Source organism: Actinokineospora spheciospongiae, assembly GCF_003182415.1.
Classification (GTDB): domain Bacteria; phylum Actinomycetota; class Actinomycetes; order Mycobacteriales; family Pseudonocardiaceae; genus Actinokineospora; species Actinokineospora spheciospongiae.
The window spans coordinates 769,559-785,113 of record NZ_QHCP01000003.1 but is presented as its reverse complement, the minus strand read 5'-3'; the positions used below and the strand labels follow the sequence as shown (position 1 = coordinate 785,113).

At 75.6% G+C, this 15,555-nt stretch carries 12 protein-coding genes; 3 read left to right on the top strand and 9 right to left on the bottom strand.

Annotated elements, in window-relative coordinates; genetic code table 11:
* Positions 1-78: 78 nt before the first annotated feature.
* On the bottom strand, positions 79-1,863 hold the full coding sequence (locus DFQ13_RS11010; RefSeq protein ID WP_035286669.1) for an IniB N-terminal domain-containing protein: 1,785 nt from the start codon (positions 1,861-1,863) through the stop codon (positions 79-81).
* A gap of 273 nt (positions 1,864-2,136) precedes the next feature.
* Between DFQ13_RS11010 and DFQ13_RS11005 the strand changes: the two genes are divergently transcribed.
* Entirely contained in the window at positions 2,137-4,482 is a 2,346-nt protein-coding gene (locus DFQ13_RS11005) for an Hsp70 family protein (RefSeq protein ID WP_110079664.1), read from the top strand.
* 73 nt (positions 4,483-4,555) lie between these two features.
* Positions 4,556-6,958: a helix-turn-helix transcriptional regulator gene (locus DFQ13_RS11000; RefSeq protein ID WP_110079663.1), complete on the top strand. Its 2,403-nt coding sequence runs from the start codon at positions 4,556-4,558 to the stop codon at positions 6,956-6,958.
* Between the two features lie 566 nt (positions 6,959-7,524).
* On the opposite strand, the gene DFQ13_RS10995 is transcribed toward DFQ13_RS11000, so the two are convergent.
* The 5 genes from DFQ13_RS10995 to DFQ13_RS10975 all read right to left on the bottom strand — a co-directional run bounded on the left by DFQ13_RS10995 (position 7,525) and on the right by DFQ13_RS10975 (position 12,294).
* A complete protein-coding gene (locus DFQ13_RS10995; RefSeq protein WP_110079662.1) occupies positions 7,525-8,691 on the bottom strand; it encodes an acyl-CoA dehydrogenase family protein in 1,167 nt (388 codons plus the stop codon).
* Entirely contained in the window at positions 8,691-9,512 is an 822-nt protein-coding gene (locus tag DFQ13_RS10990) for a MaoC/PaaZ C-terminal domain-containing protein (protein WP_035278236.1), read from the bottom strand. The genes DFQ13_RS10995 and DFQ13_RS10990 overlap by 1 nt, the downstream gene beginning before the upstream one ends.
* A 62-nt stretch (positions 9,513-9,574) precedes the next feature.
* Complete coding sequence (locus DFQ13_RS10985; RefSeq protein ID WP_233438347.1) at positions 9,575-10,267, bottom strand: histidine phosphatase family protein; 693 nt, start codon at positions 10,265-10,267, stop codon at positions 9,575-9,577.
* Between the two features lie 41 nt (positions 10,268-10,308).
* Positions 10,309-11,709: a hypothetical protein gene (locus DFQ13_RS10980; RefSeq protein ID WP_146241193.1), complete on the bottom strand. Its 1,401-nt coding sequence runs from the start codon at positions 11,707-11,709 to the stop codon at positions 10,309-10,311.
* A 60-nt stretch (positions 11,710-11,769) separates the two neighbouring features.
* Complete coding sequence (locus DFQ13_RS10975; RefSeq protein WP_110079659.1) at positions 11,770-12,294, bottom strand: GNAT family N-acetyltransferase; 525 nt, start codon at positions 12,292-12,294, stop codon at positions 11,770-11,772.
* Between the two features lie 39 nt (positions 12,295-12,333).
* Here DFQ13_RS10975 and DFQ13_RS10970 point away from each other — a divergent pair, with 39 nt between their 5' ends.
* On the top strand, positions 12,334-13,344 hold the full coding sequence (locus tag DFQ13_RS10970; protein ID WP_052020501.1) for a hypothetical protein: 1,011 nt from the start codon (positions 12,334-12,336) through the stop codon (positions 13,342-13,344).
* Between the two features lie 41 nt (positions 13,345-13,385).
* Here the strand turns inward: DFQ13_RS10970 and DFQ13_RS33735 are convergent, their stop codons facing one another.
* From DFQ13_RS33735 to DFQ13_RS10955, 3 genes are all read right to left on the bottom strand, one after another.
* The gene (locus DFQ13_RS33735) at positions 13,386-13,679 is read right to left on the bottom strand and encodes a hypothetical protein (RefSeq protein WP_181399917.1); all 294 of its coding nucleotides are present in this window, start codon (positions 13,677-13,679) and stop codon (positions 13,386-13,388) included.
* An 87-nt stretch (positions 13,680-13,766) separates the two neighbouring features.
* Positions 13,767-14,975, bottom strand: coding sequence for an MBL fold metallo-hydrolase (locus DFQ13_RS10960; protein ID WP_110079658.1), 1,209 nt, complete (start codon positions 14,973-14,975; stop codon positions 13,767-13,769).
* Positions 14,976-15,042: 67 nt separating this feature from the next.
* Positions 15,043-15,237, bottom strand: coding sequence for a hypothetical protein (locus DFQ13_RS10955; protein ID WP_035278232.1), 195 nt, complete (start codon positions 15,235-15,237; stop codon positions 15,043-15,045).
* Between the last annotated feature and the right edge of the window lie 318 nt (positions 15,238-15,555).

The window sequence follows — 15,555 nt, the reverse complement described above, 5'->3', positions numbered from 1 at the left end:
GTCCACCACTCGGTGAACCCCGCCCGGTTTGACAATCCATTCACGTTTTCCGGCTCCCGGTTGCCCGGGAGCGCCGGATCAGTGACCCAGGTGCAGACCGTCGGTCAGGCCGCCCACCTCGGGCAGCGCGTCCTCGACACCGTGCACCAGGTCGCCCAGCGGGCTGGCGTCCACGACGCCGCCCAGGGTCTCCGGCAGGTGCGCCAGGTCCGGCAGCGGGTTGACCACCGGCAGGTCCGGCACGTCGACCGGGAGGTCGGTGGGCAGGTCGACCGGCAGGTCCGACAGGTCCGTCGGCAGCTCGGCGGGCAGGTCCGACAGCTCCGGCAGCGCCGGGACGGCGGGCAGCTCGGCGGGCAGGTCCGACAGCCCCGGCAGGGCCGGGAGGGTGCCCAGGCCGTCCAGGGCGTCCAGGCCGTCGGTCAGCGGGGCGGTGCCGGTGGACAGCGCGTCCGAGACCGGGGCGGTGGCGCCGGTGAGGAAGCCGCCGAGGCCCGCCGGGGCCGCACCGGAAGCCAGGTCGGCGGTCTCGCCGACGAGCCTGCCACCCGCGGAGACGAAGTCGGCCACGGTGCCCGCGGACAGGTCGCCGCCGCGCAGGGTCTCCGCGTCGAGCAGGTCGCCCGGGTCCACCAGGTCGGCCAGCTCCGGGGTGGACACCCCGTGCACGCCGACGCTCAGGCCGGACAGGTCCACCTCGCCCAGCGGGGTCTCCAGCTCGGCGCCGAGGGCCAGGTCACCGGCGGCGTAGTCGAGACCGCCCTCGACCCCCAGCACACCCGCGTCCAGGTCGGTGCCCGCCGAGAGGGCGTCGCCACCGGTCTGCACGCCCGCCCAGACGGCCTCGGTCTCCAGGCCCGCGTCGGCCTGGAGGCCGTCGTGGTCCAGACCCAGCGCCGCACCGGCGGACAGGTCGTCGGCTTCCACGCCCGCGGTGGCGTAGACGCCGTCGCGGCTCGCGTCGAGGGAGGCACCCGCGGACAGCGCGTCGGTCTCCACACCCGCCGTGGCGTGCACGCCCTCGGTGGAGGCGTCGAGCGCGGCACCGGCCGTCACGAAGTCGGTCTCCACGCCCGCGACCGCCTGCGTGCCATCCTCGGTGAGGGCGTCCAGGGCGACGCCCGCCTCCAGCTCGTCGGTGTCGAGCACCGCGCTCGTGGCCACACCGTCGGTGGTGTCCAGCTTGGCCTCGTAGGCGGCGAAGTCGGTCTCGCCGTGGGTGCCCGCCTGGACGCCCTCGAAGCCCGCGGCGAACGCGCTGCCGCTGTCGAGGTGGTCGGTCTCGACCGCGAGGTGGCCCCTGGCGCCCTCGGTCGAAGCGGCGAAGGCGCCGTGCGCGGTGGCGTGCTCGGTGGTCAGGTCGGCGTACCCGGCGGCGGTGCCGTCGGTGCCCACGGCGACGCCCGCCTGGCCCTGCGCGTGGTCGGACTCGAACACGGTGTCGAGCGCGGCACCGTCGGAGCCCGCGGCCAGCCAGGTGGTGGCCCCGCCCTGCTCGGTGTCGACGTCGAACTTGCCGTCGAAGCCCTCGTCGGCGGAGTACACGCCGGTCGCGGTGGCGGTGACGACGTCGGTGTCGACCTGGCCCGCGAACGCGGCCCCGCCCACCTCGGCCACGGCCTGCAGCCGCGCGATGGCGTCGTCGCCGTCGGTCGGGATGGCGAGCTCGACGCCCTGCCCGTCGCCGACCGGCGCGTAGTCGACGACCAGCGGGATGACGTCCTGCACGTCCTGCGCGGTCACGTCACCGAGGCCCGCGTCGCCCAGCGCGGCGGTCGGGTTCGCGGCGAACGCGGACCGAGCGGCGTCGTCGGTCAGCAGGTTCAGCACGAAGTCGTGCAGGGTCTGTTCCTGGGCAGACAAGAAACGATCTCCTCTTATACGCAAAGAAAGCTTGGTGTGCCCGAGGTCGGGGGCATCGACCCCGGGCTGACGACGACAACGCTAGGGATCGGGGGGTCCCCTGCCATCGGGGAACACACCCCGTTGCGTCCCCTACCCGAAAGAGCGACAACATTTCGCCTATTAGGGGATTAGGGACTGTTCTTCTGACCACCCGGGGTTGGTCCCCGGGGGTGGCTTGCTGGTACGAACAGGGACCGTTGTTCCCCCCGTGGACCTGGTGGATGGAGTCGCATGGCGCGCGTGCCCTACGTGCTGGGCATCGACGTCGGCCGCACCCGCGGCACGGCGGCGGTCTGCAGGCGCGGGAACGCGGGCCACGGCCGGGCCGAGGTGGTGCCGGTGGACGGCGGCGCCCGCTGGTTCCCCTCGGTGCTGTTCGTGGCCGCCGACGGCGAGGTCGTGCCGGGCCGGGCGGCGCTGCGCCGGGCCGAGGCGGAACCGGACCGGCTGGCCAGGGCCGCCCTCGACCGGGTCGGCGACGACACCGCGGTGCTCCTCGGCGGCGAGCTGTACCCGGCGGAGGCCCTGGTGGCCGCACTCGTCGCCTGGGTGGTCGACACCGTCGCCGAGGCCGAGGGCGGCGACCCCGACCGCATCGCCGTCACCCACCCACCCGAGTGGGGGCCCCACCGGCGCAGGCTGCTGCACGAGGCCCTGCACGAGGCGGGCCTGCCCGGCGCCCTGCTGCTGCCCACGGTGGTCGCCGCCGCCGAGACCCGCCACGCCCGCGACCCGGTGCCCACCGGCACCGCCCTGCTCGTCGCCCTGGTCGGGGCCGCGCACAGCGAACAGGCGGTCCTCTACCGCGGCCCGTCCGCCTTCGACCTGACCGCGCACACCGCCCACCCCGCCACCGCCCCGGGCGACCACCTCGACGACCTGCTCGCCGAGCACGTCCTGGCCGCCACCCCCACCCCGGCCCCCGACGAGACCGTCCCCGACCTGCGCACCGCGGGCCCGGTCCGGGCCGCCGACCTGCCCCGGCAGGCCATGGCCGCCTTCCGCGAGGCCTGCACCGCGGCCAAGGAGCGGCTGTCGGTCGCCACCGAGGTCCGCGTCCCCCTCCCGCACACCCCCGGGGACGTGACCGTCCCCCGGACCACCTTCGCCGAACTCGCCCGCCCGACCCTGGCCGCGGTGGCCGACCAGGTGCGCTCGCTGCTGGCCACCGTCCCCCCGGAACACCTGGCGGGCGCGGTCCTGGCGGGCGGCACCGCCCGGGTCCCGCTGCTGGCCGACCTCGCGGGCTGCCCGGTCGAGGAGGACCCCGCCACCTCCCCCGCCCGCGGCGCCGCCCTCGCCGCCCGCCCCCGCCCGACCGGCTCCCCCGGGGGCCGCGCGGGCAGACCCGGCCGCCCCGACCCCGGCAGCGACCCCGGCTTCCCGCCGCTGAACCCCGGGACCGGGCCGGGCAGCCACCCCGGCTTCGCCCCGCTCACCCAGGGCAGCGCGGACTTCGCCCCCTCGGGCAACCCCGCCCCGGCCGGACCCGGCGGCAGGCCCGGCGGGGACTTCGGCGGCCCCGGCAGCCACCCCGGCTTCACCCCACTGGGCAGCACGGGCCCCGGCGGCCGGGACCACATCTCCGCCGAACTCGCGAGCCACCCCGGCTTCACCCCACTGAGCGGCGCGGGCAGCCCCGGCAACCACCCCAACGGCGCGGACCACGCCTCCGTCGAACTCGCGGGCCGCCCCGGCTCCGGCGCGGCCGGGACGGGCAGCGACCCGGGCTTCCCGCCGCTCGGCTCCACCGGGGTCGGAGCGGGCGGCGAAGCCGGTCCCGCCCCCACCGGTGTCGGCGGCGACCCCGGCTTCCTCCCGCTCACCCCGGGCGGCACGGACTTCGACCCCGCCGGATTCCCCGGCAACCCGGGCCCCGGGGGCCTCGTCCAGCCCGCCCTCGGCGGCGTGGACTTCGCCCCCACCGGGGCACCCGCCCCGGTCGGACCCGGTCACCCCGGCCACACCCCGTTCGACCCCGACGGGGGCCCCGGCCAGGCAGGCGCTCCCGGCAGCCGACCCGGTCACGCCCCCGGCGGCGCGGGTGGGCTTCCCGGCCACCCCGGCAGCCACCCGGGCTTCGCCCCGGTCACCCCCGGTGGCCCGGCCTGGTCCCCCGGCGGTCCCGGCCACGCGGTCGTCGGACCCGGCGGCCCGGCGGGCGGCCAAGGCCCGCACAGCGATCCCCGGCTCACCCCGGCCGTCCCCGGCGCGTTCAGCCAGCCGAGCAGCCCCGGGCTCGTCCCGGCCACCGCGGGCCACCCCGGCCCGCCCGGTCACGCCCTGGTCCCCGCCACCCCCGGGGAGCGGCGCCCGGACGGGCTGGTGCTGCCCGCCCGCAGCGTCACCGCCCACCTCAGCGCCGACCCGCTGCTGGCCCCCCGCCCCACCCCGGCACCCCCGCCGCCGAGGCAGGCACCGCCGCCCGCCCCGGCCGAGCCGCCCGCCGCCGTCGACGGCGCCCCCGACTCGGACCCGCCGCCGCCCCGGCCGCCGGTGGAGCTGACCCCGCTCGTCCCGCCCCCGCCCCGCTTCACCTTCCCCCGCCGCTCCCGCGGCGAGGAGGACACCCGGTGAGCGCGGGTCCCCGTTCCGCCCCCGTGCCAGCCCAGTACGTCGCCCCCGCGACCCGTTGTGATGAGGACCGCCGTTGATCCCCGGACACCCGCAGCCGAGCGAACTCGTGCTCGACGAACCGACGCGGCGGCTCTGCGCGTCGATCACCGCGGGGGAGACGGGGCCGGTGCGGCTGGCGGTGATCGCGCCCGGCGGCTACGGCAAGAGCGCCCTGCTGGACCTGCTGGCCACCGCCGAGGGCGCCGAACGCCACCGGCGCGGACGGGCGGCGGGTGCCCGGCTGCTGCTCGTCGACGACGCGCACCTGCTGGGGGACGACGACTTCGCCGAGCTGGCCGAGGTGGCCCTGGACGACCGGGTCGGCCTGGTCGTCGCCGCCCGGCCCCGGCCGCGGCCCGCGGGGCTGACGGCGCTGCTCGGCAGGCTGCGCGGGCAGATCGCGCTGCGCCCGTTCGACCGCGAACGGGTCCGCCGCTGCCTGGCCGCGACCACCGGCGCGGCGCTGCCGGACGCCGTGGTCGACCTGGTGTTGCACCAGACCGGTGGCATCCCCGGCCTGGTGCACCGCCTCGCCCCGCACCTGCGGCCGGACACCGCGACCGTGCCCGCGGGCGCGATCGAGGACTTCCGCTTCGACGTCGACCGCCTCGCCCCCGACACCGTGCGGGTGCTCATCGCGGTCCAGGCGGGGGTCGGCGGGGACGCGGAACTGCTGGCGGGCCTGGTGTCCGGCCCGGCGGGCGAGGCGGCCGAGGAGGCCAGGGCCACCGGCCTGCTCGGCCCGGACGGGTCGGTGCCGCCGCTGGCCGCCGCCGCGCTGCGCGAGCTGGTGCCCGCCGACCAGCGCGACTCGGTCCTGGGGGCGCTGGCCGACCTGCAACTGCGCCGCGGCGGGGCGCTGCTCGACTTCGCGGGCGCGCTGCTGGCCGCGGGCACCTCGGGCGGTTCCGCGGCGGCGGTCTACGCCGCCGCCGCCGAGCAGGCCGACCCCGCCCTGGCCGTGCGCCTGCACGAGGCCGCGGCGGACGCGGGCCACCCGGTCGACGAGGTCCGCCGCGCCGAGGCCGAAGCCCTGTCCGGGGCCCTGGACAGCGCACTGCGCCGCGCCGACGCGCTGCTGGCGACGGCGGGCGGCGAACGCCGGGCCGCCGCCGCGGGCGTCGCCGCCGCCGCGCTGGCCCACCGCGGCCAACTGGCCCGCAGCGCCGAGCTGTACCAGTGGTCCGGGCAGGGGGCGCTCGCCGCGATCGGCCTGGTCGGCGTCGGCAGGCTCACCGACGCCCGAGCGGCCCTCGACCGCGCCGCGACGGACGGCCCACCCACCCTGCTCGCGGGCGCGGTCAGCTCCGCCGCGCGCGGCATCCTGGCCTCGGTGGACGGCTCCGGCCCCGCCGCGCTGTCCACTGTGGTCCGCGCGGCGGAGATGCTGGAACCGGTCGGCCACGACGTGCTGCTGCCGGACAGCCCCGCCGCACTGGGCGCCCTGCTGGCCCTGCACACCGGAGCGGGCGCGCTCGCCGAGCCACTGCTGGAACGGGCGACCGCGGCCCGCGTCGGCGGCGCGCTGCTGACCACCCGCCACCGCCTGCTGGGCGCCTGGTCGGCCATGGTCCGCGGCGACGGCACCGAGGCCACGGCAGCGCTGTCGGAGGCAGGCACCCCCCTGTCCCCGCGCGACTGGCTGTTCGCCGTGGGCCTGGCCGTCGGCACCGCCCGCCGCGGCAGCGACCTGGCGGCACTGCGCCGCACCTGGGAACAGGCGTACGAGGCGGTGGTCCGCCACCCGGTCGACCTGTTCACCCTGCTGCCGCTGGGCGAGTTCGCCGTCGCCGCGGCCAGGGTCGGCGACCGGGAGCGGTTCGCCCCGCACCTGGACCAGGCCTGGGACCTGCTGCACCAACTGGGCAACCCACCCGCGTGGACCACCATGCTGCACTGGTCCTGCCTGCACGCGGAGATCATCGCCGAACACCCCGCCGCCGCCGACGACCACGCCGCCGCCCTGGCCGCCAACGCCACCGCGGGCCCCTTCCACGCCGCGGTGGCCTCGGCGGCGAGCTGCTGGCGCCACGTCCTCGACGGCGAGGTCGACCCGGTCACCGTCGAAGCGGCGGCCCGCGGCCTGCACGCGGTCGGCCTGTGCTGGGACGCGGCGCGGCTGGCGGGCCAAGCCGCCATCCGCACCTCCGACCGCAAGGCCATGCTGTCCCTCCTGGACTGCGCCCGGATGCTCCAGGGCCAAGGCACCGCGGGCCAACCGCAGGAGGAGGCCGACCGCGTCGGCGCCCGCCTCAGCGAACGCGAACTCCAGGTCGCCACCCTGGTCGTGGAAGGCCTGACCTACAAGCAGATCGGCGATCGCCTGTTCATCTCCGCGAAGACGGTCGAGCACCACATGGCCCGCATGCGCGCCCGCCTCGGCGCCACCAGCCGCTCGGACCTGCTGTCCCGCCTGCGCACAGCCCTGGACCGCTGACCCCGCAAGCGGACCAGCCGGGTTCGGGGCGGCAGACCACCCCGAACCCGGCAGGCGCAGCGACCACCGACCCGAACCGCGGGCCAAGCCGCCAGCCACCCGAACTCCCACCGGGCGCAGCCGGCGACCCCCACCAACCGCCAGCCCGGCGGCCAGCCACGCCAAGCCCCACCAGGCGCAGCCGCCGAGCACCCCACCAACCACCGGCCCGCCGGCCCGGCACGCCGAACCCCTTCCGGCGCAGCGAAACCCAGCCACCCAACAAACCGCCGGCCCGGCTACGGAGATGCCCGGGTGGGTGGATGTGCTTGGGTGGGGGAAGCGATCATGTGCAAGCCTGCCTGGGCAGTGGGGCACTCTTTTCGCCCCACTCGGTCACACCAGGCACATGATCGCTGTAGGGGCCCCGCCCAAGCAGATCCACCCACCCGGGCACGCCCCGAAAAATCCCGGGCTTTGAAACCACGGCACGGCCGAGCAGATCAGCCCACCCGGGCACGCCCAACAAACGACCGGGCTTTGAACCCACGGCACGGCCAAGCAGATCCAGACAGCAGCCCCCTGAGTCACAGCCCGAGCGAGTCCAAGCCACCCCGCTCCACCAGCCGCCGAACAATCACATCCCGCTGGATCTCGTTCGTCCCCTCCCCCACGATCATCAGCGGCGCGTCCCGGAAGTACCGCTCCACGTCGAACTCCGTGGAGTACCCGTACCCCCCGTGCACCCGGATCGCGTCGATGGTGATCTGCATGGTCGTCTCGGAGGCGAACAACTTCGCCATGCCCGCCTCCAGATCAGCCCGGACCCCCCGGTCGATGAGCGCCGCCGCGTGCAGGACGAGCCGCCGCGCGGCCGTCAACCTGGTCGCCATGTCGGCGAGGAGGTTGCCCACGGACTGGTGCTGCCAAATGGGTTTGCCGAAGCTCTCCCGCTCCTGCGCGTACCGCAACGCGTCGTCGAACGCCGCCCGACCCACCCCGGTGGCCCGAGCGGCCACCTGGACCCGCCCGATCTCCAACCCGGCCATCATCTGCGCGAACCCCTTGCCCTCCACCCCGCCGAGCACGGCGCCGACGGGGACCCGGGCGTCGTCGAAGGACAGCTCGCAGCTCTCGACCCCCTTGTAGCCGAGCTTGGGCAGGTCCCGGGAGACGGTGAACCCGGGGACCTTCTCCACGAGCAGCACGCTCACCCCCCGGTGCGCGGGTTCGGCCCGGGGGTCGGTCTTGCACAGCAACGCCACGAGCCCCGCCCGCCGCGCGTTCGTGATCCAGGTCTTGGAACCGTTGACCACGTACTCGTCCCCGTCCCGGCGGGCGGTGGTGCGGATCGCCTGGAGGTCGGAGCCCCCACCGGGTTCGGTCAGCGCCATCGTGGCCCGCAGTTCCCCGGTCGCCAGGCGGGGCAGGTAGTCCTCCTTCTGCTCGTCGGTGCCGAAGCGGCGCAGGAGGTCGCAGACGACGGTGTGCCCGCCCATGGCGCCCGCCAGGCTCATCCACCCGCGGGCCAGTTCCTCGGTGACCAGGGCGTAGCACGGGGTGGAGACCCGGACCTGCCCGTAGGGCTCGGGCACGGCGAGCCCGAAGACCCCCATCCGCTTCATCTGCTCGATCAGTTCTTCGGGATAGGTGTCGGCGTGCTCCAGGTCCCGGGCGACCGGCCGCACGTCCTTGTCCACGAACGCCCGGACGGTGGCGACGATCTCGCGCTCCATCGGGTCCAGGTCGCCCATCACAGCCCGAACCGCGCTTCCGCCTCGGCGTGGATGCCCGCCCCCACGACCGCGAACCCGCCGTCCGGTCCGCCGGTGACCAGCACCTCGTCGCCCGCGAACACGGGTTTCTTGAAGCGGTACCGCAGGGAGGCCAACGTCTCCCCCGCGCGCCGGGGCAGCTCGGCCATGAGCAGCGCCAGCAGCGGCCCGTGCACCACGACACCCGGGTACCCCTCGACGTCCCGCGCGTAGGACTCGTCGTAGTGGATGCGGTGGGAGTTGGCCGTCAGCGCGCTCATCCGGAAGAGCAGCACGGAGTCGGCGTGCAGCCGCAACTGCCAGGGCGAATCGGATTCCACCCTGCGGTCCGGGCGCTCGAACGCCCGCCGCTGGGCGTCACCGCTGCGGTAGACCACGTCGTGCTCCTCGACCAGGCACAGCACACCGCCCTGCACCACCTCGTGCCGCACGGTCACGAACACCATCTCCCCGGTGCGCCCCCGCTTGACCTCGACCCCCTGCAGGGCCGAGACCCGGGTGGCCCGCCGCCCGAGCTGCAACGGCGCGCGCCAGCTCACCCGGCCCCCGGCGATCATCCGCCGCCGGTCCGGGACGGGCGGGAGGAAGTGCCCGGCCAGCGGGTGCCCGTCCGCCCCCAGGTCACCGCCCGGCGGCCACTGCAGGAAGTGGAACCAGTGCCACAACGGCGGCAGCGCGCCGCCCTTCACCCCGGGTTGGTCCAGCGCGGCGGCGAAGGCGGCCGAGGGCGCCCCGCTGAGCCCGTCCTCGACCTCCACCACCCCCGGCCGCCACCCGTCCAGGTACTGATCAAGACCCATGCCCCAGACCCAACCACCAGCCCACCTCGACCGCACCCCAGCCCCCGGCAGGTGAACTCGGCTCAGGTTTGCGCCTCGCCCGCGACGGACAGGTCCCCCGCCAGGTGCGCCGTGTCGTTGAACCGCCGGACCCGCCAGGAGTCCCCGTCGACGACCACGTGCGACAGGGAACCGTTGTCCGCGCCCAGGAACGCGAACGGCTCGGCGCCGGTGGCCACGGCGAGCACCTGGGCGATCACCCCGCCGTGGGTGAACACCGCGACCCGCCGCCCCGGCTGCGCCGCGTGGATGCGCCGCACCGCCGCGCCGATCCGCTCCCGCAGGGCGTCGAGCCCCTCGGCCCCCGGGATCACGTCCCACCGCTGCTCCGCCCGCATCCGCGCCACCAGCGGATCGCCCTCGGCGACCTTCCACCGCAGCGCCCCGCCCTCCCACTCCCCCAGGTGGACCTCCCGCAGGTCCCGCTCGACGACCGCCGCGAGCCCGGTGGCCTCGACCAGTGGCGCCGCGGTCTGCGCGGTCCGGCGCAGGTTCGTCACGTAGATCGCCCCGACCCCGGCAGCGGCCAGCCGCGCGCCCACCCGCCGCGCCTGCACCACCCCGTCCGGCGCCAACTCGGGGTCGCCCTGGCCGTCGACCAGCGGGAACAACCGGTCCGGCCGGGCGGCCGCGGACTCGCCGTGGCGCACCAGGAGCAGTTCGGTGGCACCGGGCGGCGGGACGAAGCGGCTCTGGCGGTACTCGGTGGTCGACACGGTCACAGCAGACCCGCCCGGCGGGGGGTTCGTCAACACGGTCAGCCGGTGAGGAGCTGGGCCATGCTCTCCCGCAGCGCGGGGTCGGGTTCGGCGTCGATCGCCCGGCGCAGCGCGGACTGGATGCCCTCCGCCCACGCCGCGGGCCCCCAGCCCACCAGCGTCCGCACGGCCATCGCCCGGTTGCGCCCGACCGGGGACGCCAGCGACGCCAGCACCAGGTCGACCCCGTGGCCCGGGTGCGCCCGCAACGCGGTGACCACCGTGTCCAGGTCCGCGGGCGCCAACCGGGCCGCCGCGGCGAGGGCGAGGACCCCGGGCAGCCGGTCCGCGGTGGTCTCGGCCATCAGCAGCGGCCAGTCACCCGCACCCGCGCGGACGTGGTCGAGCAGGGCCGGGAAGGTGTCGACGTCCAGCGCGCGGGCGGCCTGGCGGGCGTCGTGGAAGGTGTCGGGGCGGGTGAGGCCCGCGGTGACCAGGGCGGGCCAGTGCGGGCGGGCCAGCAGGTCGCGGACCCGGCGGACCAGGGCCTCGTGCCGGGCGATGGTCCACTGCCGCCGGTAGCGGGCGGGCCAGCCGCCGTCGGCCAGGTAGTCGTCCAGGCGGGCCAGGGCCACCAGGTGCCGCAGCTCACCGGGGTGGGCCTCCAGGTGGGTGAGCAGCGCGGCGAGGGCGCGCGGCGCGTCGGCGTAGTCGTCGATGGTGGCCGCGGGGCCGCCGTCGAGGAGGGCGCAGACGATGTCGCAGGCGGCGGTGAGCAACTCGCCGTCGACCGCGGGGGCCGACAGGGCGGCGGCCAGGTCGCCCACGGTGGCGGCGCGGTGGGCGAGGTAGGCGTCGAGCACGGCGTTGCGGAAACCGCCGCGCAGCAACCAGTCCCGCACCCCCGGCCCGGCGCCCGGGCCGAACCGCTCGACGACACCGATGCGCCCCCACCCGGTCACCGCGTCGGCCAGCCGCAGCAGCGCGGGCTCGGCGTCGGCGTGGGTGACCTCGATGGTCGCCGCGGCGGCGCCGGTGAACTCCTCGTGCCTGCCGATGAGCAGCAGCAGCTCGGTGTCGTCGGCGCCGAGCAGGCCCAGGCCGAAGCGGACCGGTTCGCGGTGCCGCGCCCCGGTGACCAGCCGCACCCCCAGGTCGTGCAGCGGACCCGCGGGCAGGTGCGCGACCCCGGCGGGTTCGGCCGCGCCCGCGGTCAGCGCCTCGTACAGCGCGGCGTACCCGGGGTCACCGGCCAGCGCGTCGGCCACCAGCCCGGCCAGCTCGCCCGCGTCCGGGCCCGCCCCGAACCGGCCGAGCACCGGCCGGGCGTCGCGGGCGCCGGAGGCCCACCGGATGCCGCCGGTCGGCTCGTCCGGCAGCTCGGCGCCACCGGGGAGCAGGCCGCGGCCGCTGGGGTCGAGGTGGGCGCGGATGTGGTCGTGGATCGTGGGTCCGGACACCACCGCATTGTCGCGCGCGCATGGGACGCGGCGGAGCCCGGGGCCGCCCGCACTGTCCGATCAGGACGCAAGGGGCTTGACCAGCGTCTCGAAGGCGAGGTCGGCGCGGCGGGGCACGCCGAAACGCACGTCACCGTAGGGGAAGGGGGAGAGCCGACCGGTCCGGGCGTAACCGCGGCGGACGTACCAGGCGATCAGGTCCTCGCGGGCGGTGAGGACCTTCATCCGCATCTCGGACACACCCCACTCCCGCGCCGCGACCCGCTCCGCCTCGGCCAGCGCGAGCCTGCCGACACCCCCGGCCTGGTGCCGCGGCGACACGGCGAACAGCCCGAAGTAGCCCGCGCCGTCGACCACCGCCACCTGGCAGCACACCACGACCTCCCCGCCCCGCTCCCCGACCAGCACCGCGCTGCCCGGTCCGGTGATCGCCTCCAGGACCCCACCGAGGTCGGTGCGCTGCCCGTCGAGCAGGTCCGCCTCGGTGGTCCAGCCCGCCCGGCTGGCGTCACCGCGGTAGGCGGATTCCACCAGGGGAACGAGAAACCGGACGTCATCGGGGGTGGCGCGGCGGAACGTGAGCACAACCCGAGCCTAACCCGGGCGGGTGGATACCCTCGGGGCATGGGACTGTTCGGCCGCAAGAAGGCGCGGGAAGCGGTGTCGGCGATCGCCGACACCCTGGTGATGGACCGCTGCTGGGACGACATGGCCCTGGACGCGGGCGTGGACGCCGTGCGCGACGGGCACCGCAAGGCGGGGCAGGCACTGCTGCGCGAGTGCCGCGACTACCACGAACTGCGCACCCAGCGGGTGCGCGCCCTCGCCGAGGCCGCCATCGGCCAGTCCACCGAGATCCGCGCGATGATCGCCGAGGGCCTGCCCCCCGGCGAAGCCGCCGACGCCCTCCTCTGGCTGGGCGCCACCCTCATCACCGAAGCCTGGGAGATCCGCGGCGACGGCTGGGCCCACACGATCCGCGACGACCGCCTCCGCCTGTTCACCGCCCGCCTCCGCGAAGCCCGCGACCCCCTGATGGCCGCGGCGAAACTCGCCCCCGCCGACGCCACCCCCTGGGTCGAACTCCAGCGCTACGCCCGCGGCATGCAACTCGACCCCGCCCAGCGCGACCTGGTCTGGCTCGAAGCCACCAAGCGCTGCCCCACCTCCTACCCCGCCCACTGCGCCCGACTCCAAACCCTCGCCCTCAAGTGGGGCGGCTCCCACGAGGAGATGTTCGAGTTCGCCAGGGACACCGTCGCCAAGGCCCCACCCGGCAGCCCACTGGCCGCCATGCTCCCCCTCGCCCACGCCGAGTACCTGCTCAAGGAAGGCGACCGCTTCATCGAGGAAGGCAGCACCTGGGCCTACGTCCGCCTGCACGCCCGCCACTTCCGCGGCCCGTTCCGCGACGAGGTCCTGGCCGCGGAGAGCAAGTGGGGCCAGTCCAACCGGGTCCGCGCCTACGACAAGGAAGCCCACAACCTGTTCGGTTGGGCGATGCTGGAGGCGGGCGAACACGAACGCGCCCGCAAGCACCTGGCCTTCGTCGGCAACCGGCCGTCGGCGCTGCCGTGGAGCTACGGCGGGGAGAACGCCTTCGCGCGGGCGCTGGTGCGGTTGGGGCTGGACTGACCCCCAGGCCGTGTAGGGAGACCGCGAGAGGCAGCAATGGATCAAGCACCCGCGGCGAGCTGATCGGCAGGCTGGCCGAGGCGATCAGCTCTGCCACGATCGCGCATCCGCTGCGGGTCGCCATCGACGGGCCGCCCGCCGCAGGCAAGACCACGCTGGCCGACGAGCTCGCCGTCGTCCTGCGCGCGCAGGACCGCGACGTCATCCGCGCGACCGTCGACGACTTCCTCTTCCCCCGTGCGCAGCGCTACCGGCGCGGCCGGTACTCGGCCGAGGGCTGCTACCTCGACGCCCACGACCACGCCGACGTCATCGTGTACAACGATCAGTTCCAACGGCCGACCTGGGAAATCCGACCACACCCATCGGCGTACGGGGCTTGACGAGCGCTCCCCTCGGGGGTCGGCGCCCTCGCGGCCACTCTAGCTCGGGCAGCGGGTCGGGGAGGGGGTGTTGATCTTGGCTGTGGACGACTCCGGGGTCGGTGTGTCGCCCGGTCGGGTGGGAGTTGCGGACGGGGCGCCCAGGCGTTGCCACCACGGGTCGACCGGGGCGGGGTTGTGGACGTCGACCCGTTCGCCGGGGCGGGGGATGGCCACGGGGACGCCGTGGGCGCGGGCCGCGCGCCAGAGGCGGTCGGCGGGGGCGGTCCAGGGGTGGGTGGCGAGGTTGAAGGTGGCCCAGTGGACCGGGACCAGCAGGCCGCCGTCGACGTCGAGGTGGGTGGCGAGGCCCTCCTCGGGGGTCATGTGGATGTCGGCCCAGTTGTCGTTGTAGGCGCCGATCTGGACCAGGGTGGCGTCGAACGGGCCGTGTTCGGCGCCGATCTCCGCGTAGCCGGGGAAGTAGCCGGAATCGCCGGTGTAGAAGACGCGGTGGACCGGGCCAGCGGCGACCCAGGAGGTCCACAGGGTGCGGTCTCGGGTGAAGAGGCGGCCGGAGAAGTGCTGGGCGGGGGTGGCGGTGAGGGTGATGCCCGCGACCTCCGCGCTCTCCGACCAGTCGAGTTCGACGATGCGGTCGGCGGGGACCTTCCAGCGCTCCAGGTGGGCGCCGATGCCCAGGGGGACGACGATCGGCGCGGTCTGGGTGCGCAGGAGGGTGCGGATGGTGGGCAGGTCGAGGTGGTCGTAGTGGTCGTGGGAGATGACCACGGCGTCGACCGCCGGGAGTTCCGACAGCGGTTGCGGTGGGCGGTGGAGCCTGCGGGGACCGGCGAGCCTCGACGGGGAGACGCGGTCGCTCCAGACCGGGTCGAAGAGGATGCGGGCGCCGTCGATCTCCACCAGGACCGTGGCGTGGCCGTACCAGGTCAGGTGCAGGCCCTGGGCGCGTTCGGCCGGGATGGTGGGGGTGACCAGCGGGATGTCACCGAGGGGCGTGCGCTGCTCCTTGCCGAGGGCCATCTCGCGCAGGGTGCTGCCGAGGGTGGCGGGGGCCATGGCGGCACTCGGGGTGCGGTCGGCGGCCGGGGTGGGCCGGTTGCGGAACCGGCCGTCGCGGAACTGCGGGGAACGGGCGACCCGGGTGGCGCGGTCGCCGCGGGCGCGACCGCCCACGGCGACCGGGATGTCGCGCAGCGCCCACGCCGCTGCGCCGAGCAGACCGAGGGCGACCAGGGAACGTCTCATGCACAGATGATCCCACCGACAGCACTGAGGACACTCTCAGCGACTGAAAAGACTCTCAGGAACACCCTCAGCGACGGCGCGCGCGCAGGGTCTCCACCAGCAGCCACACCCCCGCCAGCACGAGGACCAGGCCGATCGCCAGCCACACCGGCGAGCCGGTCATGAAGCTGCCGCCGATCACGCCGAGGCCCTGGAAGGTCCACACGCCGCCGACGAGGAAGCAGACCACCACGAGCACGAACTTCCACCAAGGAGTCTTCACCCCGACAGCCTATTGATCGCGGGCAACCTCCACCCGACACAGACGTCCCCGCGCAAAACCTCGGCGCGGACCGGCTGTACCCGAGGTGGCGAAACCCGGTTGTTGACCCGGCGTGAGCAATTCCGCCACCAATCGATCGCCGCCCGTTCAGGCGTCCATTGATCGACTCCGCCGCTTTCGCATCCGGGAATGGCGACGCCACCGGAAAACCGGCCCGACAGGCGCGGAACCCACCGGAACGGCGCAGCGGCACCACCCGTTCGGCCGCACCGGAACCGCGCGGACGCCGACCCCGATAACGGGAAGTACCCGGTGCGG

Coding starts and splice junctions, on each gene's coding strand:
- DFQ13_RS11005 (WP_110079664.1), top strand. CDS start 2,137: ATGGCGCGCGTGCCCTACGTGCTGGGCATCGACGTCGGCCGCACCCGC.
- DFQ13_RS10995 (WP_110079662.1), bottom strand. CDS start 8,691: ATGGGCGACCTGGACCCGATGGAGCGCGAGATCGTCGCCACCGTCCGG.
- DFQ13_RS10990 (WP_035278236.1), bottom strand. CDS start 9,512: ATGGGTCTTGATCAGTACCTGGACGGGTGGCGGCCGGGGGTGGTGGAG.
- DFQ13_RS10970 (WP_052020501.1), top strand. CDS start 12,334: ATGGGACTGTTCGGCCGCAAGAAGGCGCGGGAAGCGGTGTCGGCGATC.
- DFQ13_RS10960 (WP_110079658.1), bottom strand. CDS start 14,975: ATGAGACGTTCCCTGGTCGCCCTCGGTCTGCTCGGCGCAGCGGCGTGG.